General features: G+C 36.8%; 28 protein-coding genes and 1 riboswitch. Of the genes, 19 read left to right on the top strand and 9 right to left on the bottom strand.

Features of this window, described 5'->3' with window-relative positions; genetic code table 11:
- Nucleotides 1-16: 16 nt before the first annotated feature.
- Entirely contained in the window at nucleotides 17-583 is a 567-nt protein-coding gene (locus FQ087_RS12510) for a hypothetical protein (protein ID WP_149580935.1), read from the top strand.
- 314 nt (nucleotides 584-897) lie between these two features.
- Nucleotides 898-1,560, top strand: coding sequence for a Type 1 glutamine amidotransferase-like domain-containing protein (locus FQ087_RS12505; RefSeq protein ID WP_149580934.1), 663 nt, complete (start codon nucleotides 898-900; stop codon nucleotides 1,558-1,560).
- A 449-nt stretch (nucleotides 1,561-2,009) separates the two neighbouring features.
- Here the strand turns inward: FQ087_RS12505 and FQ087_RS12500 are convergent, their stop codons facing one another.
- Genes FQ087_RS12500 through FQ087_RS12490 form a run of 3 tightly spaced genes read right to left on the bottom strand, consistent with a single transcriptional unit; the run spans nucleotide 2,010 to nucleotide 3,822 of the window.
- Nucleotides 2,010-2,363, bottom strand: a complete 354-nt coding sequence (locus FQ087_RS12500) for a hypothetical protein (protein WP_149580933.1) — start codon at nucleotides 2,361-2,363, stop codon at nucleotides 2,010-2,012.
- A 15-nt stretch (nucleotides 2,364-2,378) separates the two neighbouring features.
- Complete coding sequence (locus tag FQ087_RS12495) at nucleotides 2,379-3,323, bottom strand: anti sigma factor C-terminal domain-containing protein (RefSeq protein ID WP_149580932.1); 945 nt, start codon at nucleotides 3,321-3,323, stop codon at nucleotides 2,379-2,381.
- On the bottom strand, nucleotides 3,307-3,822 hold the full coding sequence (locus tag FQ087_RS12490; RefSeq protein WP_149580931.1) for an RNA polymerase sigma factor: 516 nt from the start codon (nucleotides 3,820-3,822) through the stop codon (nucleotides 3,307-3,309). The genes FQ087_RS12495 and FQ087_RS12490 overlap by 17 nt, the downstream gene beginning before the upstream one ends.
- Nucleotides 3,823-4,163: 341 nt before the next feature.
- Between FQ087_RS12490 and FQ087_RS22450 the strand changes: the two genes are divergently transcribed.
- Both FQ087_RS22450 and FQ087_RS12480 read left to right on the top strand, forming a co-directional pair.
- Nucleotides 4,164-4,385, top strand: a complete 222-nt coding sequence (locus FQ087_RS22450; RefSeq protein WP_188006737.1) for a hypothetical protein — start codon at nucleotides 4,164-4,166, stop codon at nucleotides 4,383-4,385.
- 211 nt (nucleotides 4,386-4,596) lie between these two features.
- Nucleotides 4,597-5,085: a hypothetical protein gene (locus FQ087_RS12480; protein WP_149580930.1), complete on the top strand. Its 489-nt coding sequence runs from the start codon at nucleotides 4,597-4,599 to the stop codon at nucleotides 5,083-5,085.
- Between the two features lie 254 nt (nucleotides 5,086-5,339).
- Here FQ087_RS12480 and FQ087_RS12475 read toward each other — a convergent pair whose 3' ends face one another.
- Both FQ087_RS12475 and FQ087_RS12470 read right to left on the bottom strand, forming a co-directional pair.
- Nucleotides 5,340-5,921 carry a TetR/AcrR family transcriptional regulator gene (locus tag FQ087_RS12475; RefSeq protein ID WP_149580929.1) on the bottom strand — a complete coding sequence of 194 codons (582 nt, stop codon included), beginning with the start codon at nucleotides 5,919-5,921 and terminating at the stop codon, nucleotides 5,340-5,342.
- A 40-nt stretch (nucleotides 5,922-5,961) separates the two neighbouring features.
- Nucleotides 5,962-6,438 (bottom strand): ester cyclase, encoded by a 477-nt coding sequence (locus FQ087_RS12470; protein ID WP_255452368.1) that lies wholly within the window; start codon nucleotides 6,436-6,438, stop codon nucleotides 5,962-5,964.
- Between the two features lie 347 nt (nucleotides 6,439-6,785).
- Between FQ087_RS12470 and FQ087_RS12465 the strand changes: the two genes are divergently transcribed.
- Nucleotides 6,786-8,033 carry an MFS transporter gene (locus FQ087_RS12465; protein WP_370456074.1) on the top strand — a complete coding sequence of 416 codons (1,248 nt, stop codon included), beginning with the start codon at nucleotides 6,786-6,788 and terminating at the stop codon, nucleotides 8,031-8,033.
- Nucleotides 8,034-8,291: 258 nt separating this feature from the next.
- Here the strand turns inward: FQ087_RS12465 and FQ087_RS12460 are convergent, their stop codons facing one another.
- Nucleotides 8,292-8,606, bottom strand: a complete 315-nt coding sequence (locus tag FQ087_RS12460; protein WP_149580927.1) for a DMT family transporter — start codon at nucleotides 8,604-8,606, stop codon at nucleotides 8,292-8,294.
- A complete protein-coding gene (locus FQ087_RS12455; protein ID WP_149580926.1) occupies nucleotides 8,606-8,947 on the bottom strand; it encodes a DMT family transporter in 342 nt (113 codons plus the stop codon). Before FQ087_RS12455 ends, FQ087_RS12460 begins: the two co-directional genes overlap by 1 nt.
- A 74-nt stretch (nucleotides 8,948-9,021) precedes the next feature.
- Nucleotides 9,022-9,120, bottom strand: a riboswitch (guanidine-I (ykkC/yxkD leader).
- A 240-nt stretch (nucleotides 9,121-9,360) separates the two neighbouring features.
- Here FQ087_RS12455 and FQ087_RS12450 point away from each other — a divergent pair.
- Nucleotides 9,361-10,212, top strand: coding sequence for a pentapeptide repeat-containing protein (locus FQ087_RS12450; RefSeq protein WP_149581458.1), 852 nt, complete (start codon nucleotides 9,361-9,363; stop codon nucleotides 10,210-10,212).
- 218 nt (nucleotides 10,213-10,430) lie between these two features.
- Here FQ087_RS12450 and FQ087_RS12445 read toward each other — a convergent pair whose 3' ends face one another.
- On the bottom strand, nucleotides 10,431-10,898 hold the full coding sequence (locus FQ087_RS12445; RefSeq protein ID WP_149580925.1) for a GNAT family N-acetyltransferase: 468 nt from the start codon (nucleotides 10,896-10,898) through the stop codon (nucleotides 10,431-10,433).
- A gap of 176 nt (nucleotides 10,899-11,074) precedes the next feature.
- Here FQ087_RS12445 and FQ087_RS12440 point away from each other — a divergent pair, with 176 nt between their 5' ends.
- A complete protein-coding gene (locus FQ087_RS12440; protein WP_149580924.1) occupies nucleotides 11,075-11,596 on the top strand; it encodes a hypothetical protein in 522 nt (173 codons plus the stop codon).
- Between the two features lie 270 nt (nucleotides 11,597-11,866).
- Entirely contained in the window at nucleotides 11,867-12,301 is a 435-nt protein-coding gene (locus FQ087_RS12435) for a hypothetical protein (RefSeq protein WP_149580923.1), read from the top strand.
- A 379-nt stretch (nucleotides 12,302-12,680) separates the two neighbouring features.
- Here FQ087_RS12435 and FQ087_RS12430 read toward each other — a convergent pair whose 3' ends face one another.
- Nucleotides 12,681-12,965 carry a hypothetical protein gene (locus FQ087_RS12430; RefSeq protein ID WP_149580922.1) on the bottom strand — a complete coding sequence of 95 codons (285 nt, stop codon included), beginning with the start codon at nucleotides 12,963-12,965 and terminating at the stop codon, nucleotides 12,681-12,683.
- A gap of 1,066 nt (nucleotides 12,966-14,031) precedes the next feature.
- On the opposite strand from FQ087_RS12430, the gene FQ087_RS12425 reads away from it, so the two are divergent.
- From FQ087_RS12425 to FQ087_RS12370, 11 genes are all read left to right on the top strand, one after another.
- Nucleotides 14,032-15,717: a serine hydrolase domain-containing protein gene (locus FQ087_RS12425; RefSeq protein WP_149580921.1), complete on the top strand. Its 1,686-nt coding sequence runs from the start codon at nucleotides 14,032-14,034 to the stop codon at nucleotides 15,715-15,717.
- 34 nt (nucleotides 15,718-15,751) lie between these two features.
- On the top strand, nucleotides 15,752-17,818 hold the full coding sequence (nagZ, locus tag FQ087_RS12420) for a beta-N-acetylhexosaminidase (protein ID WP_149580920.1): 2,067 nt from the start codon (nucleotides 15,752-15,754) through the stop codon (nucleotides 17,816-17,818).
- A gap of 45 nt (nucleotides 17,819-17,863) precedes the next feature.
- Nucleotides 17,864-19,117, top strand: a complete 1,254-nt coding sequence (locus FQ087_RS12415; RefSeq protein ID WP_149580919.1) for an exo-beta-N-acetylmuramidase NamZ family protein — start codon at nucleotides 17,864-17,866, stop codon at nucleotides 19,115-19,117.
- Between the two features lie 333 nt (nucleotides 19,118-19,450).
- The gene (locus FQ087_RS12410; RefSeq protein ID WP_149580918.1) at nucleotides 19,451-20,299 is read left to right on the top strand and encodes a MurR/RpiR family transcriptional regulator; all 849 of its coding nucleotides are present in this window, start codon (nucleotides 19,451-19,453) and stop codon (nucleotides 20,297-20,299) included.
- Between the two features lie 384 nt (nucleotides 20,300-20,683).
- Nucleotides 20,684-21,151 (top strand): NUDIX hydrolase, encoded by a 468-nt coding sequence (locus FQ087_RS12405; RefSeq protein WP_149580917.1) that lies wholly within the window; start codon nucleotides 20,684-20,686, stop codon nucleotides 21,149-21,151.
- A gap of 55 nt (nucleotides 21,152-21,206) precedes the next feature.
- Nucleotides 21,207-21,764 (top strand): class I SAM-dependent methyltransferase, encoded by a 558-nt coding sequence (locus FQ087_RS12400; protein WP_149580916.1) that lies wholly within the window; start codon nucleotides 21,207-21,209, stop codon nucleotides 21,762-21,764.
- A 162-nt stretch (nucleotides 21,765-21,926) separates the two neighbouring features.
- Complete coding sequence (locus tag FQ087_RS12395) at nucleotides 21,927-22,466, top strand: hypothetical protein (protein WP_149580915.1); 540 nt, start codon at nucleotides 21,927-21,929, stop codon at nucleotides 22,464-22,466.
- Between the two features lie 323 nt (nucleotides 22,467-22,789).
- Nucleotides 22,790-23,233 carry a GNAT family N-acetyltransferase gene (locus tag FQ087_RS12390; RefSeq protein ID WP_223145606.1) on the top strand — a complete coding sequence of 148 codons (444 nt, stop codon included), beginning with the start codon at nucleotides 22,790-22,792 and terminating at the stop codon, nucleotides 23,231-23,233.
- A 193-nt stretch (nucleotides 23,234-23,426) separates the two neighbouring features.
- Nucleotides 23,427-23,939: an ankyrin repeat domain-containing protein gene (locus FQ087_RS12385; RefSeq protein ID WP_149580913.1), complete on the top strand. Its 513-nt coding sequence runs from the start codon at nucleotides 23,427-23,429 to the stop codon at nucleotides 23,937-23,939.
- 106 nt (nucleotides 23,940-24,045) lie between these two features.
- Complete coding sequence (locus FQ087_RS12380) at nucleotides 24,046-24,582, top strand: hypothetical protein (RefSeq protein WP_149580912.1); 537 nt, start codon at nucleotides 24,046-24,048, stop codon at nucleotides 24,580-24,582.
- A gap of 855 nt (nucleotides 24,583-25,437) precedes the next feature.
- A complete protein-coding gene (locus FQ087_RS12370) occupies nucleotides 25,438-25,821 on the top strand; it encodes a hypothetical protein (RefSeq protein WP_149580910.1) in 384 nt (127 codons plus the stop codon).
- Nucleotides 25,822-25,833: the final 12 nt, after the last annotated feature.

The following is a 25,833-nucleotide window of genomic DNA, read 5'->3' as shown; positions in this document are numbered from 1 at the left end:
TTTATAGGAGTGAACGATGTTGAAAAAAAATATATATGCGGGGATATTACTTGGAACTGTCGTGTTAGCAGCGTGTAGTGTAAATCAGGAAACAGAAGGACAGGAAAATGAAGAGACGACGGAGATTTTAACTGATGTACAAACAGTAGAAGTTGAACCTTTATCTGATACTGATAAAGGAGAACCTCAAGAAGAAAAGACTGAAATAGAAATCGAAGACCCCCTAAACAGCTGGAATAAAATAAACATTGAATTAAAAAAGGAATCTCCGAACTACTATTATTTTGAAAATATGGATTTGAACAATGGTGACCTTTTCTTATTGCATCGAGAAAATCAGGGGTTGAAATTAAAAGAGGGGGATAGCGTATTGGTAGATTTAACAATGGTCCCTGATGGCTTAAGTCATACTGGAGTTGGATACATACTAAATGGGAAATATACAGAGATTTTTTTGGCTCCCGTTTCTGATAAGTTGATAACCTCTTTTGATATAGAAGAAGATGGTGATTATATAATTTGCATTGTCGGTTCTAACGCAAACTTTATAACAATTACGAATGGAGTTATTTCAATTGATTAAATTTAAATAATGTATTGTTGAACAATCAGCTGCCTTTACATGGCAGTTTTTTCTAATTGAGTAATGGAGTCAATTACTTCCGTGAATCGGTGTTATGTTAACCTGGTGTGTATGGACTATACAAACCCGTTCAGCTATCGAATCGATGGTTTGCGGATGGAGATAATCAAATTTCTTGTTAAACTAACAAAGCAGGATAGTTGGAGAGTGTTGTTTAAATTGTGTTTAACAATCGGACATATTGAGAGTTACAAGAAAACAGAATGAGTGACGCAAGGAATAAATGTTATTTACACTTTGCTGAGGGGGTACTTATGAAAACTCACTATTATTTAGGTTGGTTTAACAACTTTTTTCCAGAGAATCTGGGTAGGGTGTTACAGGAGGATATAACTGATAGAAAATCGCTTGCTATGATTAGCTCGAATCCATCTATTGTTGAAGATGATGGTGCTACTGAACGGTCGTGGCTCGATCAGGCTGGCATTATGTTTGATGAGTATCATTTAATTAATTACCGCGTACAGAAGGAAGGTGCCCAAACGATAATTCAAAATGCTTCCGTCATTTTCTTGTTAGGTGGCAATATTCTTAATCAAAATCGTTTTTTGACGGAATATGAATTATCGGATTCGATTAAAAAAAGCAACGCCGTTGTGATGGGAGCAAGCGCTGGAGCAATCAACATGTCCGCTAAATGGTTATGTTCGAAAAACTTTGGAGATGAAGTTGAAATGAGCTCTGTTTACGACGGAATCGGTCTTGACAATTTTTCCGTCCTGTCTCATTTTGATCTTGAAAATAACATGGCGCTGGTTCAAAGCGAACTATCTCCCCTATCGGAAGAAATAAATATTTATGCGTCGAACAAAGATTGCGCTGTACGTGTAAAAGGAGACAAAATCGACGTTTTTGGCAATGTTTATTTAATTTCCGACTCAAAGATTCAGAAATTGGATGAGACGCTCTATTTGTAGCGAATCGCTATGGCTTAATTGAATTAATTTCTTTATGCACCGTCTCTATTTTAAATTAAGTGAAGGAGAACTGGCGCGAGTGTGGAATATCCGTCTATTTTTTCTACTTCAACTAACGTGGTGCTTTAGTTGAAGAATCGGCTACCTTCACAGGGTGGCTTTTTCTTATTGAGTAAGGGAGTTAACTACTTCCGTGAACTACTGCCGTGAACTTAGCGTTATGTAAAGCTATTGTGTATGGCGTATGCAAGGTCGTTCAGCAAAAGCTAAATTTGCGATTAACTAGGGAATGAATGTTGATTTGTAAACAGGGCTTGCCATTGAACCGAAGACCTATGAAATTACGATTCCAGATGAGGATCGGATGGAAGCACTAAATGATTTCCATACATATAAAAATGGATGAGTGCAGAAATAAAATCTGCTCCCTATCCATTTTATTTTTATTGCTATTTTATTGTTTTGATTAACAAAACGAATGCCGCAAGGATACATACTCCCATAATGATTAGCCAGACTGTAAAATAAAGCACGAAGATCAAATACAAAGCAATAGCCTGCGCGACTGCCACGCTTAAACCAAAGATGAATCCTTGGTAACGGCCTTTACGAATAGCAAGAAATAGTTGGATTATAATGATATTCCCTAAAAGTAGGATTCCTGCTGCTATCAAGTAATCGATCGAGAAAATGCTTGTTCCTTCTGCTGTGCCAAAAAGTGAAAATGATGCAATCGAAATTGTGGGAATGTTGATGGCAACCAATGCTAATACCCAAATGATCCATTGTACTGTTTTATTCATAGTATTTTTCTCCTTTTATTTGAAAGAATCGACGACTGCACCTACACTCGATGCACGGATGCTGGGTTCGTTCTGGATTTGTTTAAGCACTTCTTTTTCTCCGACTACGACTGCTCCGATGACTTTGATATTCGTTTCATCGACTTCACCTTGCTTGCTCAGTGTTTCGTAGAGCGTTTTCATATCTCTTTTATAGGGTCCCATGTGATTTTTCCCATACATCACAGATTCCATGAATTTCTTAACAGGATCCTCTAACGTGATTCCTGTTTCGTCCACCATTGAAAACCCGATGACTTCATTTTCCGTAAATACATTTGCTGGCGACTCCGAAGCTTGCAACGAGTCGACTTCTTCGTCGGAATAAACATCAATCCATGCCCATTGTAAGGGTAAATCTTTCGGTAACATTGCTTTCACTTCATCCAATGAATATGCCCGATCAAATGAAAGTCCCATTTCAATCATTTGATGGTCACGAAACATATCGATATTCTTTATATCATTCGGTACCTGGTTTATTTTCACTTCTGGATGAATGAAATTCATCACTTTTCCGCCAAGGTAACGGTACGTTTCGTATTCGTTTGGTGAGAGATGCACTTCAAATTTATCGGAGTCATTCGAGATTTCTCCACGGTATACAGGTCGGCCATTCAATAATTTATATTGTGGGGCCGTTGCCTCGCTTCCAATAATCTGAATCGACTCTTCCCAAGGGCCAACAAACAAATTGGCACCGTACACTTCATAGTATGTTTCTTGCGCTATCATTTCCTTGTTCAGTAGCCAAGGCGTCACTTGCAGTTTTACTAATACGATGAGTGTCAGCACCAACAGAGAGACGAATCCACTGATACAGGCCATACGAATTGTACTTTTTCGTTTCGCTTTCGTAATGAGGTTTTTTTCGTTCTTCTCAAAACTGAAAAGATCATCCAATTCATGATTGTCTTTCAACAAACTCACTCCATTTCTGTTTAAAGGTATTCCGTGAGCGATAAAGCGTCGTTCGGATCGTGTCGATTTTCATATTTAATAGTCCACTTATTTCTTCGTACGATAAATCGAGCTCATATTTCAGGAGTAGCAAGTTCGATTGTGTGGGCGATAATTGATTCAAAATCACTTCAATTTCATGTTTATGTTCTTTTCTCAGCACAAGTTGTTCTCCGTCCTCATCCATCTGGTACATATTTTCAAAGAAACTTTCGTCGATTTGCGCATGCGGGTATCGCTGCTGTTTCCGGCATAAATCGTAATAATTGTTTATGGACACCTTAAATAGCCACGCAGAAGGATTGTCCACATTCAAATGGATCATATGCTCAAATGCTTTCGAGAACGTAGTTTGTACGATATCTTCAGCATCCTCTTTAGGGCATCCAATTTTTATTAAGTAACGGAATATGACACGGGACTTCTCCCAGTACAAATCCTCAATCGTTTGAATTTGCAAGTGGCCACCTACTTTTTGTTGTTAACACACATAAGACGCAGAGATTTGAAAAAAGTATACACGTTTTTTATTTATTTTTTATATAGAAGAATGCTACTTCCGGGAAGTGGCTCAATATAAGAATTTAAAAGACGTGTTTTAGTAGTAATAAATATTCATATGGACTTGTTCAAATGGAATTTAATGTAGTACATGAGGACGATGCAATAGCCGTTTTTAGAGAAAATAGTAATGATGATGAAGAAAAAATATTTATTGCTTATATTAAAAAAGTAGATAATTAATGGAAATGGATTCAAACTAGAGGGACAGAATGGATCTCTCCAGTTAAATGGTCTTCTATGAACCAACCACCCTATATATATTCTGGTGCAATAAGTGATAATTCAATACTCGAAGTATATGTTGGAGATGAACCTTCAAAAATTATTAGTGTTGAAGGTGAAAAAAGATTTTGGTATGCAATTAGTCCAACTAAAGATGTAGAAATAACTTTAATTAAAGATGATGGTTCTAAAGAAATAATAGAAGAAATTGACCATGAAGAATTACAAAGTAAATAAGATTGTGGGAAATTGTACTTAAAGTAACTTTGTGCTTGTGCGGTCGAGTCTAGGTTGTATCATATAGCTGTAAATTTGAAAGAAAGTCGTACCGTTGATAAAAAAAGGAAACCGAAATGTAACCATTTCGGTTTTCCTTCTTCAACTAACAGAGGAGTTTAGTATAAGTATGAAACAAACCGACTAGGATTCCGTCTAATCGTAAAAGGGGGTGGGAACGATTAGAAGATTATTTATCGTTCTTTCTATAATTATGATTTTCGGACTATTTGGCTTTGTAACAAATAACAACAATGAAGAAAATGTAAGTGGTAAACCAAAAATCACCAATGAGTCTAAACAGGTGGATGATTTCAAAGTATCAATAAATGTTGAAAAAGACCTTAATGTTTATGCCACCATTACTTATATTGGAGAAGCAGCTGAAAAAGATATATATCATGGTGGAAGTATTTTTTTCTTTAATGTACATCAACAAGATGGTGATTTTGAATATTTAGGTAGTATGGTACAGCCATTATTAACAACAACACTGATTCGGAATGAACCTCACAGAGTAAAATTTAATGGGATAGAAAAACTTGAATTAAAGACAGGTACTTATGAATTCAAAGCTATTGCTGATTTTTCGTTGGATTCAGATGATGTATTAGGAACAGAAATTGAAATTCCTGTTTCTAAAATTGAGGAAGTTAAATAATTCCTACTTCAACTAACGGTGTTTTAGTTTAAGTAGGATTGCTGAAAATGAACAAACTTTTTTCGGGAAAATTCTTTACGATGGAAAGAACCTTTGGCGCTTACATAACTATTCAAATTTCTTTAAAGGCGTTATTCAAAAATCGATTGTGGAATAAATATTATTCAGGTTTTTTGGTTCCTATTTTTGTTTTAGTCTTTTTGGGGGGAATGCTTATTAAAGATATAGCTCTATTGATCCGAACTTTCTTCTATTTACTTTATTAATGATAATATTAAAGTTACAGATCTATCTACGAATGATCGCTCCGGATGAGATTTCAATAAAACAGTAATTCCAATTAATGCAACAACTAATGTCTGAGCTAAGGCTTTAACATCTAGGTTGCTTTCTAACTCACCCGATTTAATGCCTTTTAGAAGGGTTTCTTGAAATATGACTGAAAGATACATTTCATGCTCCCTTGTAAGTATTTTAAATTTTTCATCGTGCGGGGCAAGTTCTACCATTGTATTAATACAAAAACAACCCTTACTTACTTTATCCTTATACTCTTCTTCTATTAATCCTTCAAATAGATAACGAAATGCTTCCTTCGCAGATTTAGTGTTTTGCAGTTTAGTTCTTATGAGGGAGGCATGCAAATTTGTATATTTACGTAATGCAGCTTCAAACAATGCCTCTTTGTCTCCAAAAGTTGCGTATAAACTGGGCCGTTGTATACCCATTTTAGCCGTTAAATTGCTAATCGATGTAGCAGCATATCCCTTCTCCCAAAAAAGTTCCATAGCATTATCCAATGCTTTTTCCTTATCAAATTCACGCTTTCGAACCACGGTAACCCTCCTTTACAAAAAATGAGTATCTCACTAATATCTAATCTTGTTCTTTATATTTTTTTATTTGTTCAATAACTCCAATTCTATCCACTTGAATCCAATATTCCACAATTTTTTGTTCTTCTAGTCGGTATATGGCACTACCTATTTCAATAACTTCTCTATTTGTAGGAAGGTAACCCTCATACTCTCCAATATGTATTCCAATTTGTTTCCATCTAACATAAACCTTTTGATTTTGAGTGAGTAGTTCTTGAATTTCAATTTTAAAGTTTCCCCATACATTCAACATTTCTTTTATATGGTCTGTATAATCCTTGGGTGATCTTATTATTATCAGCATACTTTCTGAATTCATTTGATGAGCTTTCACCTCTTTCGCCATAAAAGTTTCAGCTTGCTCCGGTTTTTTACCTGATCTGACAACTTCGAAGAATCCTTTTATAATCTGTTCGTTTGTCTGTCTTGATAAGGGCGATTTTTTTAAAGAAGGATCACCACTGAATTCATTTATATCTATTGATTTATTCAGTTCATGAATTGCTACGTCTGTATCAAACTTTCCTTTTTCAATCATATCAAAACCTCCTTATATTATACCGTTCAGTATGTTTTAATTTTATTCTTTTATATCCTTTCTGTCAATATTGCATGTTTTTTCAATTAAACACTCGACTTGGAGTAATAAAAGATGTGCTTCTTTTCACATGTTAATTGGCCAAATGCTTTAATGAACAATGAATAACAATCAAAACTAACTTGACACCTAATTAAGTTAAGAGTTATATTTGCAAAGTATAATTTGTACCGTTTGGTATATTATACTTATCGGTATAATTCAAAGAGAAGAGGTGTACTAAATTGAAGGTTAAAATAAAAGGCGCTGAAAATTTTGTTGCAAAAACGGATGAGTTACAATTAGAATCCAGTTCAACCATTTCTCGATATACAGAACTATTATTAGCAATTGCTTGTGGTATGGCTGTTGCTAACGTTTATTTCGCCCACCCATTACTCGACTCAATTGCAAGTGAATTCATTATTGAACCCTCGACAATTGGAATCGTAATTACAATTACTCAGATTTGTTATGCGCTAGGACTGCTGTTATTGGTCCCTTTAGGCGATTTATTAAATCAACGACGTGTGATTATTGGTCAAATGTTAATGTTAGTTGTTGCTTTAGTTGTTGTCGGTATATCCCCTACCAGTATAGTGTTTTTCATTGGTATTGCAGTGGTAGGTTTGCTTGCCACTGTTACACAAACTCTTGTCGCATTTGCATCAACGTTGGCTGTTCCTGCTGAACGTGGACGAGTATTAGGCTTCGTTACAAGCGGATTGGTCATTGGCATCTTACTGGCAAGGACGTTTGCTGGCATAATTGCTGATCTTGGAGGTTGGCGTTCTGTCTACCTTGTTTCAGCTGTGTTAATTCTGATTCTGGCTGTCTTATTACACAAAGAACTTCCAGGTACTGTTCACAAGCGTTCATCTCTATCCTACCCAAAATTGTTACATTCTGTTCTAATGCTATTTGTTCAAGAAAGAATTCTGGTTATTCGTGGGATATTGGCGCTTTTGATTTTTACTGTTTTTAGTACTTTTTGGACTTCATTAGTGTTACCGCTAAGTTCTCCACCTTACTCATTTTCACATACGGCTATTGGAGCATTTGGTCTGGCTGGAGTTTCTGGAGCATTAGCTGCTGCACGGGCTGGGCGACTAGCTGACCGAGGATTAGGACAGCTTACAACGGGCGTAGCCTTAGTGTTATTAATGTTATCATGGTTCTTTATTAACTTTATTAGCTATTCAATTGTTGTATTAGTTATTGGTATTATCTTACTTGACCTTGCTGTACAAGCAGTTCATGTCACCAATCAGAGTATGATTCTCACAGTCCAACCTGAGGCAGGAAGTCGACTTACTGCTGCATACATGTTTTTTTATTCTATTGGCAGTGCAACGGGCTCCATAGTTTCAACCAACATATACGCAAATTATGGCTGGGAAGCGGTATGTTTATTCGGAGTCTCTGTCAGTGCTTTGGCTCTTGTATTTTGGATGGCTACCTACCGTCTTGCTAAGGAGATTAGGCAAAAGTAATGTCGTAGTAAATGATACTTTCAAAAAATTAAGCAAAAGAAGATAGAAATTAATTCTATCTCCTTTTTTCTAACCTTTTTATATTTTAGAGAATATTATAAATTTAACATTCAGTTAAGAGTGAACTATCGGTCAAAGTGACTACCTTTATAGTACTGCATCCTGAAAAGTGTGCAGTACTATAAAAGTTGTGGCACACATTAAATTTGCTTACTTAATAAAAAAATATCTTCTTCCTATTACGATCTAAAAACTTTTTTATGAGACGAGTTTTAGACCTACTGCTGCACCTAAAACCATGCCTATAAAAACAAGTCTTCTCCAATCTTTTGATTCACCATATAAAAGCATACCTAAAATTGCTCCACCAGACGCACCAATTCCTGTCCAAATTGCATAAGCCGTACCCATAGGTAGTGTTTTCATTGAATAAGCAAGAAACACAAAACTTGCCCCAAACGCGAGAATAAGATATAGCATGGATTGCCAATTACGGTCTTTATGCAACTTATTTATCATAGCAACACCAAACATTTCAAACACACCTGCTAATATTAAAGAAATCCACGCCATTAGGATTCATCACCTTCCTGAACTTTGTCCGTTGTAACTAATTTCAAGCCAATTACTCCAGCTAATAAAAGTAAAATCAAGAGTGCTTTTTCCACTTTAAATGGTTCTCCAAAGAATAGGATTTCTGAAAAGACAGTTCCTGCTGTACCTAGACCGACAAAAACGGCATATACAGTTCCCACAGGGAGTTTTTGTCCAGCCATAATCATTAAATAGAAGCTGATAAAGACAGCAATGGCAGTCCCAGTCCAAGTCCAAAAATCATCTGCATGTTTTAATCCAATAACCCAAAAAATCTCGAAAAAAGCTGCAATAAATACTTTTATCCAATCTTTATTCATTCAAATAACACCTCCGTTTATATTCTTGCCTAAAAAACAAAAAAAAGCCCCAGAAAAAACTGATAACAAACAGTTTCTCCCAGGCTTTTATCCTTCCGTGACACAGCATAGCTGTGAGTTTTCCCTCGGACCAGACCAACAATAACTGTTGCGGAACCCTAGAAAACATTCAAGATATGCAATTACCTTAGATTATACACGTTTATAAATCTAAGTCAATATTAGAATAAAGGCACAATCTATGTTCTTATTGAGAAATGGAGTTAAACACTTCCATGAACGATTGTTGAAGAATCATGTATAATGGAATTGGGAATCTTTCCCTGATTAAAAAAGAAAAGTTAAAGAAGATATAAGTTTGTACTAAATCATCCTAGTGTTATGTGCTTTGAGTGAAAGGAATGGTTATAAAAATGAATAGTGAAACAGCCAAAAGTATTAGAGGGAATTTAACGGCTGATTGTACGAAGTGCTTTGGACTTTGCTGCACAGCGCTTAATATTGTAGCATCGAGTGATTTTCCAATTAACAAGCCAGCAGGTACACCTTGTGTTAATTTACAATCTGATTATGGTTGTCAAATTCACAGTAACCTACGAAAGAGAGGATTTAAGGGCTGTACAGTGTTTGACTGTTTGGGTGCGGGACAAGTCGTTTCTCAAGTTACTTTTAAAGGGCAAAGTTGGCGAGATAATCCGGAAATTGGAACTAAAATGTTCCAAGTGTTTCCGATCATGCAACAAATACATGAAATGATTGCGTACGCTGCAGAAGCCTTGTCGTATGACATACCCCATGCTTTGTCTAAAAAATTGAGTGTACAGTTAAAAGAAGTGCAGAAATTAACAAACTTTGATGCTGAACAATTATTATCTTTGGATATAGTGATGTACAGATTTCCGTTAAATAAACTGCTTTCGGAAACCAGCAAGTATATTAGAGAAAGCTTAATTACAAAGTTACCTGGCACTAAAAATGCCAACAATTATAATCATGAAAGAGCTGACTGGATTGGCAAAAAATTAATAGGTAAAGATTTAAAGGCGATAGATTTAAGGGGAGCATATTTGATTGCTACAGATATGAGGAATACAGATTTAAGATGTGTTGATTTTATTGGCGCTGATTTACGTGATGCTGATTTAAGGGGAGCAAACCTATCTACGAGTATGTTTTTAACTCAAATGCAAATTAATTCTGCTAAAGGTGATGTAAAGACACTATTACCCTCTCATATTCAACGACCCTCTCATTGGGTTAACTGATTTTTATTGCGGGTGGTATCAGCTTCGCTAGTAATTACCCATTAAAGGGTACTTTTTATATGTATTTATGTGCTGAATATCGCTTTAAATAGGTGCGGAATAATTAACTTGGGTAGGTCAGCCGGAGAAGGGAATAGAGGTTTTATGTCGTATTTGACACAAACGAGGTATCAGTAGATATTAAGCAATGCTTAAATAAATATTTTTTTACCTGCTTCTCAATTTTTTTTCATAACAAAGTTAGTTAGTGTTATTCCTTTACGTTCGACATGATTAGTACTAATGAGAGTATACCCATGGCTTTCAAAAAAAGGTTTTGCCGTAACACTCGCGTATGTTAATATGCCCTGCTTGTGTAATTTAAGTGCCTCTAATTCAAGTTTCTGAAGTAAAGCAGAAGCAATACCTTTTCTTTGATAATTTTTATGAACATAAAGTCTATCGAGTACCCCATCATTTGTTAAGTCACCAAAGCCAACTATCTTATTGTTGATTTTTGCAACATACGTGACATTTTCGTTTAAGCTTTTACTCCAACTTTCAATTTTACTATCCAAATCAGCCGAATGAACCCAAGCATCTAGCTGTTCTTTCGAATAATCTTTGGCGTTAATGGTATGGACTGTATCATAAAACAAGTGAACGATTTCTTCAGTGTCTTTTTTATTGAATTGTGTAATATTCATAATCCCACCACTTTCTTCAAAAGATAACTTTGTATATTTCTTTAACTATATCACTCCCATTAGAATAACTAAATTTTGCCGAACAGTAAGACCATAATGTGAATAGGAGAGTAGGGGCTTGTTCAATTAACGGGAAGGTTAGTTCATTAAAGTTTAATGAAGAAAGGATTGATGACATGATCAAATATAAGTTGGCTAAATTATTCCAAGGTATAGAAATAGGTGCTTTTAATACTGCTAAAGATTGGGGAGATGATACCGAAGACTACTACTATAAATATTTTAATGATAAGGATAATGAGATTCGGGCAGGGTCTATATTAGCTTTTACGGCTATGTTGGGCAATTGGTATAACGGACCAGCAGATGTTTTTCGAACACAAGCTAAAATAGGGGTCACGTATTTACCCAAAGAACAATTTTACTTTTTTGAAGATTATCTTACTGTATTTTTAGTAAATGCTCCCTCTATAAAAAGGGATTTTCCTAACCTGTATTCTTATACTGTGTATTATTTGTATATATTAGATAAACAAGAAGAATTTGAGCTTGTTTTCCCTGAAATTGAACATGAGCTATTTAGAAAAATGAGAGCTCAATTATTCCTAATTGAAAACAGTACTCAAATAAATCCTCCAGCATTTAATAAAATGCTACGAGAAGTTGGTTTACCAACTTTTTTCCCGAGTTGGGATTAGTGGTTCAAGTTTACGTGACTACTGAGATAATTCAACTAATTAGTGCCTTTGAATAAAAATCGGCTGTCTTTACATCGTGGCTTTTTCTTCTTGAGTAATTGAGTTGATTACTTCCCAAAACAGGCGTTATATCTACCTGATATGTATAGATTATATAAGCTTGTTCGTAGACCAGATCGCCGTTTTTACAAATTGATCTCATGTAGCTAATCCTTTTCCATCCATTTCACCGTATAAAAAGTGTAGTTCAAGGCGGGGGAAAAAGTGAAAATGGAACAACTCAATATAAATGGACATATCGTCAAAGTGGACGTTCAGAAAACGAAAGCGTTATATGAACCACTTCCGCTCATTTCTGATAAAGCTCATTGTGGATGTGAGGATTGTAGTTATTATACAAAGGCGATTGTTCACGCGTCACCAGCTATTCAACGTTTTTTTGAACAGTTTGGCATTGATCCGAGAAAAGAAGCAGAAGTGTGGAGAGCTAGCGAAAATAAAGATGGAACCTATTATTATGTAGCAGATTATCATTTTATCGGTGGGATTCAGGGTAACAAAGAATTAGATTGGATTGATATTGAGGAAGCCTCCTTCGGCTTGGCAAATCACACAAAAAAATTACCTTCACCAATGATTCCAGAAACATTTACAACACCAATTATTGAATTAATCGTGAGAATTAATCTGCGTTCTAATAGTTAGTTTTGAACTAACGAATTGCTTTAGTTGAACAAGGAACCGAATACATAACTTTGGGGTAAGTGAAGAAGGAAAGGTATTGCTTATGATGAAACGTATTTGAAAATGAACAGCATCGGTGCTATAACTAACGGGTTCGGTTGAGTGGGAGAAAAACGACAGTTCCAAGTCAAATAACAACCGATTTAGCATATGTTTTATACATGAATTAACAATAGAAAAAGCAAAAGAAAACGCACAGACTATTACGCCTGTGCGTTTTTTACTTACCGTATTTCCTACTATAAATTTCGCATCACTTGTTCCACAATCGCACCTGTTAGTTATACATAAAGATTTACACATGAATTGCACATACATTTAATGATGCGACAATAAGTAATTATTTTTTATTTTTTAGCTCTAAAAGTATAGGAGTTATATTTAACAAAATCGATATAATCGTCAAAACCCATAACGCTATTTCCATCGTAGGCACTACATCTAATAAAGCAGACCAATCTTCCGCCTTTACCCAATCGGACACCATACTGTAATCCGCAACAAGTGTTAGTGCTGTAAATGATAATCCCATTGCCATTGCAAGTTTATAATCTTTGCCTCTTCCATACAAATAAAGATTTGTAAAAGTTGCTATTATAGCAATTAGTCCTAATAGTAACCACATAATTATACCTCCTTTATATCTTTATTTAAGATGAACATTTAGCTGCAAATATATATTGAATGGTCCAGTTATCTAATTTCGAAATCTGGCTCCGTTTGTTTAATGAGTCTTCCTCTTGTAACTTATTTTAGCACAAAATACCTTTTGCTCTTCTGAGTTTCCAATTATTTTGAATTTGTTTTAAAATAAACCATTCCATCCACCAATTAACAACGTAATTAGTAGAGGCACATAAATTTATGTGCTGTTGTTAATTTTTCCACCAATTTTAATATGATTTACTATCGATAGTCGCCTTAAACGCTGATACCACAACAAAAATGGGGACACCAATTCGCGTGCGAATTGCGTCCCTATATGCCATGCTTTTTACCGTTTTCTCCCCATGTACCGAACCCGTTATGCTAAAACCGATGTTCTTTTGTTCGTTGAAATAAGTGTTATTGTTAATGTCATTTATCTTTTCCCCATGAAGAGAACTAAACTCGGATGTCGGGTACAAGTGTATATGGTAATGAAGGAAGCGGGCACTACGAACTATTCAGATAATATTTTTAATTGAATCGATTTCACAATTACTTATTTCATGTATAAAGACGAACGATATAATTCATGTACCAATTAATTGTCCATCAATTTTCTGAACTACTCTTGTTGATTGTAGCGGAAAGCGTCCACCTGAAGCGGAAATCAACATTGTTCGTTTTTCCCGTTTAATAATCCTATTATGAAATGGATTCAATTGAATAATAATAGAAGTAAAACCAGCTATACCGGTATATAACTGGTTTTTTTATGTGTTTATTCGTAAGTGTAAATAGTTTGTTCGTTTTTTAAGCACAGTTACCTGTCGTTGAAATGATTCGTTACTACTATTCGGAAAATTCTAAAATAAATACAATGACACCCCGCTTAAATGGTGGAAAAAGTTGGTTATGAGGCTTTAGGGGTCTAGACTGCTGTACATCATATTAGATATGCTTTACCTATAGATTGTGAGTGTTACCACCTAACTGTATTTATTTATAGGGGGCATCTTTGCAATTCATTTAAAAAGGAGGAACGTATGAAGAGAAAAACGTTAATGATTACCTCTGTTTGTACTATTTTGTTAGGAACAGCGTCCGTTTTTGCTAGCAGTGATTTGCCCTATTTACCATCGATTGAAAAGCAAGAGAAGCACACTACCTCATCTCAGAAACCGCATCCAGTTTTCACTTGGAATTCTACGAACTTCCCGATTTCTAACAAACTTCACCCAGGCTCGGCACGAGGAGCCGGTATGGTGGAAACTCCACTCGAACAAATTGATCAGATTATGAATCAGGCCATTTCGGAAAAAGTAATGCCCGGTGCAGTTACCTTCGTAGCGAGAGGCGGGAAAATTGTGAAGCATGATGCTTACGGTTTTTCAGCCAAATACACAGATGGCTCGCTTACAGAAATGGAAAATCCAATCCCAATGCAGGCAGACACAATTTTTGATTTGGCATCCATCAGTAAGATCTTCACGGCTACGTCTGTGATGATGCTTTTTGAAAAAGGTTTATTTGCACTAGATGACCCGGTTGCAATGCATATCCCGGAATTTACTGCCAATGGGAAGGAAAACGTAACGATTCGCCAATTGTTGACACACACCTCAGGGTTTGTCGCATGGATTCCTTTGTATTCAAAAGGGAATTCGAGAGATGAGCGGCTGCAGTGGGTGTTAAGCCAACCGTTAGACAATGCCCCAGGTACGACTTACACCTACAGCGACTTAAATATGATCACATTAGGTGTGCTAATCGAGCGATTGTCAGGGACTCGTCAGGATGAGTTTGTGAAGAAGCACATTACTGAACCAATGGGGATGAAAGATACGATGTATAATCCTCCAGCTTCCTTAAAGAATCGAATTGCAGCAACTGAATTCCAGTCAATGCCTGACAGGGGACTTGTTTGGGGAGAGGTTCATGATGAGAATGCCTGGTCATTGGATGGTGTTGCCGGACATGCAGGTGTGTTCTCGACTGCGAATGATTTAGCCATGCTTGCCCACGTTTTCTTGAATAACGGAATATATGGCGGAAAGAAAATCCTGAGACCTGAAACGGTCCAACTATTGCTTCAAAATGAAAACGCAAATTTCCCTGGTGATGATCACGGCCTTGGCTGGGAGCTAGGACAAGGATGGTATATGGATGCGCTTTCAGAAGGAACACACTCCTTTGGGCATACAGGTTATACGGGAACATCGATTGTGGTTAGCCCGAACAACAAAACGGTTGCGATTTTACTGACCAATCGCGTACATCCAAGTCGATCGACTGTGTCGACAAATCAAACGCGGAGATTATTCGTTAGACAGGTAGCGGATGCAATTCCGGTCTCCATTCCTGGTAAGAATTCAGCATGGTTCGCAGGCTACGGAGATAATGTGAACCGTGTAATGGAAGCCGATCTCGAACTGGAAAAGGATGCCAAACTGACTTTTCGTACATGGCATATGCTTGAGAATGAGTCCGATTTTGGTTTTGTAGAATTATATATCGATGGCGTATGGGAAAAGCTTTCTTCATTCACTGGTACAAGCAATGGCTGGGTTAATCAAGAGCTCGACATCCCAAAGGAAGCTTCGAAACTACGCTTCGCCTATCGTACAGATACATCCGTGAATGGCCGCGGCTTGTATATTCTAGATCCATTGCTCAATTCAAAGAACAAGCTTTCTTTCGCAACTAATGAATGGCAGCTACGTGACTATTAATTTTATAGTAGAAAAATGAAAAGGGAGGCAAAGTATGAGTAAATTAGTCAAGAAATGTATCATCTCAATTATTGCATTTTCATTAGTGTTAATGGGGATTCCGCACGCGGGGGTATCGGCTGCTTCGGGAATCAAGGATTTAGTAATTGACCTTAATGTTCCGCAGGTCAAAAGAGACGTGAAGGATAACAAGCTTGATTTAAATGGCCTGCATGTATATGAGGATGGCCACTTTATACTAGCATCAGAGAATGTAACTTGGAAGTCTTCTAACAAAAATGTTGCCTCTGTTACTCAAGGCGGCAAAGTTAGTCTATCTGGTCACAATGGTAAAACGTTTATCTCTGTGAGTAATGGAAAATTCAGTGACCGGATCTCCATTCAATATAAAGGAAATCAAGATCAGATTATTGTTGAAAAAGAAAAAGGCGTTCGCTATGACCTTATCGGCAACGCCATCAAGCAGATGACGATGGAAGAAAAGGTCGGACAAATGCTAATGCCTGACTTTAGAAATTGGAAGGGTAAAAATGTTACGGAAATGAATGCTGAAATTGCCCAACTTGTTAAAGAGTATCACTTGGGCGGCGTGATATTATTCCGCGAAAATACAGTGACAGCTGAGCAAACGACGAAGCTAGTTAGTGCTTACCGGGAAGCATCAGAAAAGTACGGACTTTTGGTGTCCGTTGACCAAGAAGGCGGGATTGTAACACGTCTTCAGACGGGTACGGATTTTCCTGGGAACATGGCGTTAGGAGCGTCGCGATCTGAAGAGTTAGCAAAAAAGGTTGGTATGGCCATTGGTGAAGAGCTAAACGCCCTTGGTATTAATATGAATTTTGGACCTGCACTGGATGTAAATAATAATCCTGATAATCCTGTCATAGGTGTTCGTTCCTTTGGGGAGGACCCTGAGTTAGTGGGGAAATTGGGGAATGCCTACATTGAAGGACTTCATGAAAGTGGAACAGCAGCAACGGCCAAGCATTTTCCGGGTCACGGGGATACGGCAGTGGATTCCCACGTAGGACTTCCAGAGGTACCACATGATCTGGAGCGTCTGAAAAAGGTAGAATTATACCCGTTCCAGCAGGCGATGGATGCTGGTATTGATGCAGTTATGACGGCACATGTGACCTTCCCAAAAATTGATGATACAAAAGTCATTTCGAAAAAAGATGGAACAGAAATTGCTCTACCAGCTACGCTTTCTCAAAAAGTACTAACAGGTTTGATGCGTGAGCAAATGGGCTTCAAGGGAGTTATTGTTACGGATGCGATGAATATGGGGGCGATCGTTGAGCATTTTGGTGCAGTCGATGCTGCCATCCGCTCTGTAAAAGCAGGAACAGATATTCTTTTAATGCCTGTAGGTCTTGAGGCAGTAGCAAAGGGTCTGTACGAAGCAGTTCACAAGGGAGAAATTTCAAATGAAAGAATCGAACAGTCCGTTGAACGAATCTTAACGTTGAAGTTAAATCGAGGCATTGTGAAGGCTGAGGTAGAAAAAAGCGTAGATGAGAAGATTGCTACTGCCATAGAAGTGGTAGGATCTGCTGCACATAAAGCGGTAGAAAGCGAAGCAGCAGCAAAATCGATTACGCTTGTAAAAAATAATGCTGAGCTCCCGCTAAAAGCAGGGACAGAAGATAAGATTGTTGTGGTTGGTTCAGGCGCTGATCTCCTTGCTGCTGAGGTTCAAAAGCATCATAAAAATAGTACAGTTATAAATACTGCGACACTCCTTACAGAATCACAATTGACGCAAGCAAAAGCGGCTGATTATATCATTTTAGGTACCAATACCTCCACAGTGAGCGGAAGAGAGCCAAGTAATAATCTAATGAGGCTAGCAAATCAACTTATCGAACAAACCGATGTACCAGTTATTGCTGTAGGAATCCGAAATCCGTATGATATTATGTCCTACCCAAATGTAGATGCTTATCTCGTCCAGTATGGATTCAGACCAGCAAGCTATGAAGCATCCGTTAACACGATTTTTGGGGTAAATAAACCAACAGGTAAGCTTCCAGTTACTATTTACGATCAAAAAGGCGGCGTTTTATACGAGTTTGGACATGGGTTAGGGTACTAAGCTGGTTTTTGGTTATGCATTAAATAGAAAGAGGGAGGCATTTTTATGAAGAGATGGCTTACGGGGTTACTTGCGTTCGTTCTAGTACTTTCTACTTTTTCTGCTGTTGCTGCCAAGGATGATAAAGAAAAGAAGAATAAGAAGTTTCGCTTGGGTGTGGAGGTTTTATTGCAGGATCAGCTACATTTGATCAAGGGTAAGCGGGTAGGGTTGATCACCAATCCGACGGGTGTAAATAAAGATGTCACGAGTATCGTAGATTTGCTTCACACTAATTCTAATGTGCAACTAACAGCTCTTTATGGTCCTGAGCATGGTGTCCGAGGGGATGCGCAAGCTGGACAATATGTTGAAAAGTATATAGATGAAAAAACAGGGATTCCCGTGTATAGCCTTTATGGGGCAACGAAAAAGCCAACACCTGAAATGCTGAGCAATGTCGATGTGTTGATATTCGATATTCAGGATGTAGGTGCACGATTTTACACGTATATTTACACAATGGCTTTAGCTATGGAGGCGGCAAAGGAGAACAATATTCCGATTATCATTCTTGACCGCCCGAATCCGATTAGTGGAATGAAAGTGGAGGGCCCTGTTCTCGAGGATAAGTACTCCTCGTTTGTGGGTGAGTACGCGATTCCAGTACGTCATGGGATGACGGTTGGAGAATTAGCGCAGCTTTTCAATAAAGAATTCAAGATTGGTGCGGATTTAAAGGTCGTGAAAATGGAAGGCTGGAAGCGAAGCATGTATTACGATGAAACGCCATTGGAATTCGTCCTTCCATCACCAAACATGCCTACCTTGGATTCGGCCCTTGTCTATCCAGGTGCGGCACTAATTGAAGGAACGAATGTTTCAGAAGGAAGAGGAACGACAAAGCCGTTTGAACTAATCGGTGCTCCGTTCATCAACAGCACGGATTTGGCGGCGAAGTTGAATTCTTACAAATTGCCTGGAGTCACCTTTAGAGCGGCTTCGTTTACGCCGACTTTCTCAAAGCATGCGAATAAGTTGAGCCACGGCATTCAAATCCATATCACAAATCGAAACGTATATAAGCCGTTTGAAACTGGGTTATATATAGCGAAAACCATCCATGATATGTATCCAAACGATTTTGAGTTTAGAGCGCCGGGTAGCAACGGAATTTCCTTCTTTGATAACCTCGTCGGTAATGGCTCTATCCGGTCCGATATTGAAGCAGGAAAGTCTGTGGAGGATATGAAAAAAACGTGGCAGTCTGGTCTAGACAAATTTAACCGTGATCGTGAGAAATATTTGTTGTATAAATAAGTAATCGAGCGACCTCTTGTAGAAAAGGGGTCGCTTTTTGGAGTACTGGGAATCTGAAGAATGCAGGCGGCAAGCCTCTGGTCCAAGGGAGACGAACTTCACGCAGTGGCTGGGGGAACTGTAGATGAGTTTACTTATACATTGTGAAAGGTGCGTGTCATACCATGAATAATTTTTCACACAACAATGTTTCGCATGGAGGCTTGGTAGAGTAGTTGGGAAGCATGGAAGATGAAATTAATTCAACTATTTTTACTTTTATCACAACTACATTTCAGCAATTCTATATTAAACTTTCAAGTCGTATATACTAGAGATGGTGGAGGTGTAGAAATGAAATCATTAATCGATAAAATTGAACAAGGCTTGGCTATTTTATCTGCTGCAGAAAGAAAAGTTGGAGAATATATAATTCTACATTCGGAGTTAATCCCTAATATGACAACAAATGAGTTGTCAAAAAAGATAGGTGTAAGCGAGGCGAGTGTGATTCGCTTTTGCAAATCGATTGGAATGGGCAGCTTCAAGTCATTTAAACTTGCGCTCGTAAAGGATTTAACTTTAACAGAAATGAACTTAACGGATTTTTCGATTTTGCAGAAGAAGGATACTCCCTATGACTCCTTTCAAAAGGTTATACAGGTGAATAAATTTGCAATTGAATCTTGTACGAACTCCATGGATAAGAAGGAGCTATTGAAAGCCGTAGATGCCATAAAAGTTGCGCGGAAAATTGTTTTTTTTGGTGTTGGCGGATCATCGACTGCAGCACTAGATGCACATTACAAATTTACTAGACTGGGGTATCAATCTATTACCTCTCTAGATTTTCATTATATGCTTACGGTTATTCCTTATTTAAATAAAGATGATGTTTTTGTTGCCATCAGCACGTCAGGAAAGACGAGCGATGTGTTGGAGCTTGCCCAGTTTGCTCAGAAGAAAGGGGCAATTGTTATCGCAATTACGAATCTCGATAAGTCGCCCTTATACAAGACAGCAGATATCAAACTTTGTACCCCGAATGTTGAACAGGATTTTAGAATTGGAAGCATACCCTCCAGAATGACGCAACTGACGGTCGTTGATACCTTATATATGAGTATTTTTCATCATGTAGGCGAAAAGGTGGTCAAACAATATCATGAAGCTAGAAGTGAGATGGAGAAATTACGGAGATAAGGAAATTGTATAGTAACCGGTTCATTTTTGGGGGAGAGGACAACAAAGTAGCAGGGGAAGTTACATACTTTTTCGCACTAGCATAGAAGTCACGTTGTTGTGGTATATAGCCATTTAAATGATTTTACCAAACAATTTTAGCGAGAATTTTTCAATATACAATGGTCATTGTATAAGATGCTTATACTGCGATTTTAAGGGATATTATATATGCTAAAAAGTAAATAATTACCGTATAAAAAAAGTGAATTTTGACTTTCCATTGAAGTGAAAGTTTCTATTAAAGGCTAATGTTAATTTGCTTATTGAACTAACGGGGCAGGATTGTTGAAGAAGGGGCTATAGTGGTTTGATATATATTGCTAAAACGAGAGGAATGCTTTAATGGATTATATACAACGTTTAAGGTCAATGGTGGGTAACGAGAAGGTAATTATGGTTGTTGCGAGTGCATTTATATTTGATAATGAAAATCGAGTGCTAATGCAAAAACGATCTGATAATGGTCAATGGGGGTTTCCAGGCGGATTTATGGAACTGGGTGAAAGCGTTCAGGATACAGCTAGGAGAGAAATCTACGAAGAGACGGGACTTAAATTGGACGAAATTGAGGTATTTAGGATTTATTCTGGCCCTCAATATGACAAGACATTTTCTAATGGAGACCAAGTATCTCTGGTTCATTTCTCATTTATTTGTAAACGGTACAGTGGGGATTTAGTTGAAAGTAACGATGAGTCCATAGAGAATATCTTTTATTCACTTGAAGAGCTACCAGAGAATATATATACCGACCATAAGATGCTTGCCGATGATTTATTATCGAAAAAACAACTGCCGATTATTGGGTAATTATTATTTTATAGCTCAAATATTACATATAACTAACTTTATTGAGGTGATATGAATGAGTAAACACGAAGATGTTAGAGTAGTAATTGGAGCTGGTGTTTATAACAATAATCATGGATGGATACATACACAGGAAGAAGAGTTGGGTTTATTAGATAAAAAACAGTGGATTGAACTATTTAAATATAATTCAGTTACTGCAATATTAGCTGAACACGTTTGGGAACACCTAACATATGAAGAGGGTATAGATGCGGCTAAGAACTGCTATGATTTTTTGAAACCTTCTGGGTATATACGTTGTGCAGTTCCAGATGGATATTTTCCAAATGAGGAATATCAAAATGGAGTTCAAATTGGAGGTCCTGGACCAAAAGATCATATTTGCGCCAGTCATAAAATAGTTCATAACTATAAAACTATATCTAAAATGTTTGAAACAGCTGGGTTTGAAGTAAGGCTACTTGAATATTTTGATGAAAATGGCACATTCCAACTACAAGATTGGGACGGTGAGGAAGGTGTAATATTTCGTTCGAAAAAATATGACCCAAGAAATCAAGGTGACGAAATTGTTTTTGCGTCTTTAATTATTGATGCGATTAAGCCTTAATGTATTATTCATGTTGGACTAACGGACGCGATTAATATGTAAGCGTCTTTTTTCTTGTTCAAATAACGGCAGGTTAGCTGGATAAGAACGAGGCTTTAGCCAAGAAAGAGTCACTTATTTCGTAACGGATAATGAATATTTAGGATAGGTGGTGTGCCCACTATGATGGATTGGCGGTGGACTGAAGTTGATACACTAGAAAGTGAAGGCAAATGGAATGAGGCAAAATCACTCCTGATAAAAAATTGGAACCAAAATCCTAGTGACTTAAAAACGGTTATTCGACTTGGGTTCTTTTGTTGGTACATTCTAGCAGAAGAAGGACCTTTGGGCATTAAAGATGTAGACTTTGATGAATTAGAGACAGTGCTACGTCAGGTTACGGATTTTGGATTGGCTAATTTTATGACAAATGAGGATTTTTTGTGGTGTTTTGGTTATATAATTTCACTGTTCCCGTATTACTTTGGTGACTATGAGTATTGGGAAGAAAAAGGTATTTCGATGTTAAAGCGTGCTTATGAACTTAGCCCAGATGAACCAGTGTATAAATATTCTTACTTGGGGTCCTTTCACAGTCCTAAGGGAAAACGTAAAGATGAATTTCAACAGGTTCACGCTGTTCTTGAAGACAGATTTCAAGGAGAAGGTATTTTATCGGAATACTTTAAAAGCGTGTGGAATTGTTGGCATGAAATTTGAACTAACGGGTGCTGTAGTTCAACAACAGGGGCTTCTTAGGTAGCTCTTTTCTTATTGAACTAACGTGGCAGGTTAGTTCAATAAGAAAATTTTTAGCTTGTTCCACAATCGGGCCATTATGTGTCATAGAGCTATAATAATAAAGTGGTGCAATGCGACTATATGAATGACTATTATCAAGCAGAACAGATTCAAAATCAATTGGAGCATTAAGTTCTAGGATTTCCAGGTTGTATTAAGATTTATTTGCTAATTCCACTTTTCAAAAGTTGAATTATTTACATTAAACATCCTTAACTATATTTGGAAGGTGATATTTTTTGATGGAGTTAAGAACAATTAATCAGGACAATTATGAAGAATGTTTAAACTTGCATACAACTGCTATCAATGAGGGCTTTGTAGACTCTGTAGCGTGGTCTTTAGCCGAAGCTTGGGTGCTTTATGATGGTGCACGGCCCTTTGCAATTTATGCCGATAATGTGATGGTGGGCTATGTTTTAATGTATATTGGCGAAAATAATCCCCAAATCATAAATTTTATGATAGATAGCCGTTTTCAAAAAAGAGGCTATGGATCAGCAGCGGCTAGGCTTTGTGTTGAATATTTGCGGAAAGAATACAATGCAAGTAGGATTTCCTTACCAGTTAATCTAGAAAATATAACCGCACAAAAATTTTGGATCAACATAGGCTTTGAAATAACAGACGATATGGAGGATGGTTATCTTTATATGCGGTTGTACATACCAGAAAAATATGTCTGAGTATATAAAAACGGAATATATTTCCATAAACAGGCGCGATTGTTGAATAAGCGTCCCTTTTCTTATTCAACTAACGGGTGCTATAGTTCAACAACAGGGGCTTCTTGGGGAGCTCTTTTCTTATTGAACTAACGGGGCAGGTTAGTCCAACAAGAGCTATAATGGATACCTGTAGTAATTAGGAGGACAAATAATGAAAAAAAGAATCATAATGAAAATAGCAAAGAGGTATAGGGGAGAAATAGTGTGGGCTATTTGTTATGGTAGATTGGATAAGGTAAAGCGGATAATCCGTTCTGGAATAGACGTTAATAAATCGGATGAATCTGGATTTACAGCTCTCCGCTGGGCTGTTCAGGAAGGAGAGTTAGATATCGTTAAACTACTCCTCTCCGTAGGTGCAAATATTAATACAAAAGACGAAGATGGGTTTTCACCTCTATATCAAGCAGCTGCTGATGGAAATATACAAATCGTTGAATATCTTCTGAATAGTGGTGCTAATATTGAAATTAAGTCTAATGATGATACTACTCCTTTGATAATTGCAAGTTGTTATGACCAACTAGAAACCGTGAAATTACTCGTACAAAGAAGTGCGGACATAAATGCAAAAACCGATGATGGAAATACTGCCCTCTCTTATGCAAAGGAATATGGAAATGAAGATGTCGCTAATTTTCTAAGTGAGCAAGGGGTGGGTTAGCTTAACAAGCTTTATTCGTATGATATTATTCTACTCAGAATTAATGGTTGGGCTCATTTTGATTGAAAGCAAAAAATGAACAGAAATGAGTGTGTTATAAGGATTTATGGAAAACAAAGTTATGCTTTTATACGGTGAAGTATTACCTCCATTTAAACATATTGAGAAGATTTTAAATAAGTATGGTCATTACTATTTAAGAGATATGAATAATAAAGACTTTAAAGAAGATAATTATTATGCAGTAATGATAGAGGAAGGACATACGGGTCTCGCATATAGAGAACCGCGTTATGCTGCCCCTGTTGTCCCAGTGAAGAAAGAATATCTATCTAAATTCTTAAATATCTTCAAAGCCTTAAACGGAAATATGTGCTTATGTAAGATAAACCACGAACATCCCATTGTTTGGGTCCGAGGGGTAAAATATGAAGGGTATTGTTATTATTTAGATAATGGCGGGAAAAAGGTGCTTTTCATGACAGATTACGGTGATGATAAGGGACAATATTTTGCCATGAGAGAACTAGATTGGTATAAGCGAATACCGAAAGACAAACGCTGGATTCAGATAGACGTAAATGAAAATACAGAGAAAGCATTTTTACGATGGTTGAAGGACCTCATTCCCACAGAAAAATAATAAAGAGGCGTTTATAAATTTTGAGACCAAGTTTTTCATAAAACTCAGTTGAAATTTGTAAATTACTTACTGGTAAATGTGCTTCATATAAACCCTTTATAAAAAAACACCTCTTTTGCAATATTACATTCATAAACATTCAAACCCTAATTAAACTAATCTGGCCCTTTAGTTGAACAAGAAAAAGAGTTCAACAATCGGGTTAGATTGAGGAAAATCGTAATTAAATGATAGAGGTTGGATTAACGGGAAAGCAGGTGCAGTTTATGAAGGCGTTAAAAAAACAATCGAATTCCTAAATAGAATGAAAGTCATCGACATATGGGGGGACAGAAACGAGGGCTTATCCAATGATGACAAAGAATATATAGACAGAAAAAAAACTCAAAACCCTTATGGGCTTATAGGATTGATATTGGGTGGAATTGCGTTCACATTTGGACCTCAGTATGGCTTTATTCCTGTTATTACCCTTATCTTTTGCATAGTTACCTTTTTTACTTTTGACAAAGAAAAAGAAGATAATCCTTGGCCTTTTTACGTAGGTATAGTGCTTTCATTGATCGGCTTAATAATGGTTATTAATGGGGAAGTACACGAACTAATATTTTAATATCTTTTCTTGAAAGGCTTCTTCCTCATAGGATATGATATCTTATTTTGGTACAGTATTGTCTCACTATGGATTAACAGCTAATTAAATAAATGTGCGCGATTAGTTAATAAGCGTCACTGTTCATATTAAACAAAAGGGGTAGGTTAGCTGAAAAAGGTGAAAATTACTCATAAACAAATTCGGATTTTTCTGAGATACGTAAAGAAAAGGTAAGCTATTGAAAACCAGTGGGGTGTAAAATGAAGAAAAATATTTTAACGTATATCATTTATGCACTGCTAGCAGTAGGTACAATAACTACATTATTCATTGTATATAAGGATATTGATAGTTCTTATTCTCTTGCATTTGTAATCGGCTATATCATTTTTCTTTTTCTTTCTGCTTTTTATTTCATGATTGCGGTAATTATCAATGTGAGAAAATTAAAATGGATTGAAATAAGAAAAAGACTGTATAAATTTATTGCTTATTTTGTTTTATTAAGTGGGTTTCCTTATATTGCTGACTATATTTTCAAATCATTAGAATTTGATTTGTATAACATAGTTACTATCTCCTTAGGTTTATCTTTTGGAATTGTTTTTCTGGACCTAGTCTTTTATAAAGAGAAAAATGGCTAAAATGCTGGTGTG

The sequence above is a fragment of the Sporosarcina sp. ANT_H38 genome (genome assembly GCF_008369195.1).
Classification (GTDB): Bacteria; Bacillota; Bacilli; order Bacillales_A; family Planococcaceae; genus Sporosarcina.
The sequence above is the reverse complement of the archived record's forward strand: the minus strand, read 5'-3'. Positions and strand labels throughout refer to the sequence as shown.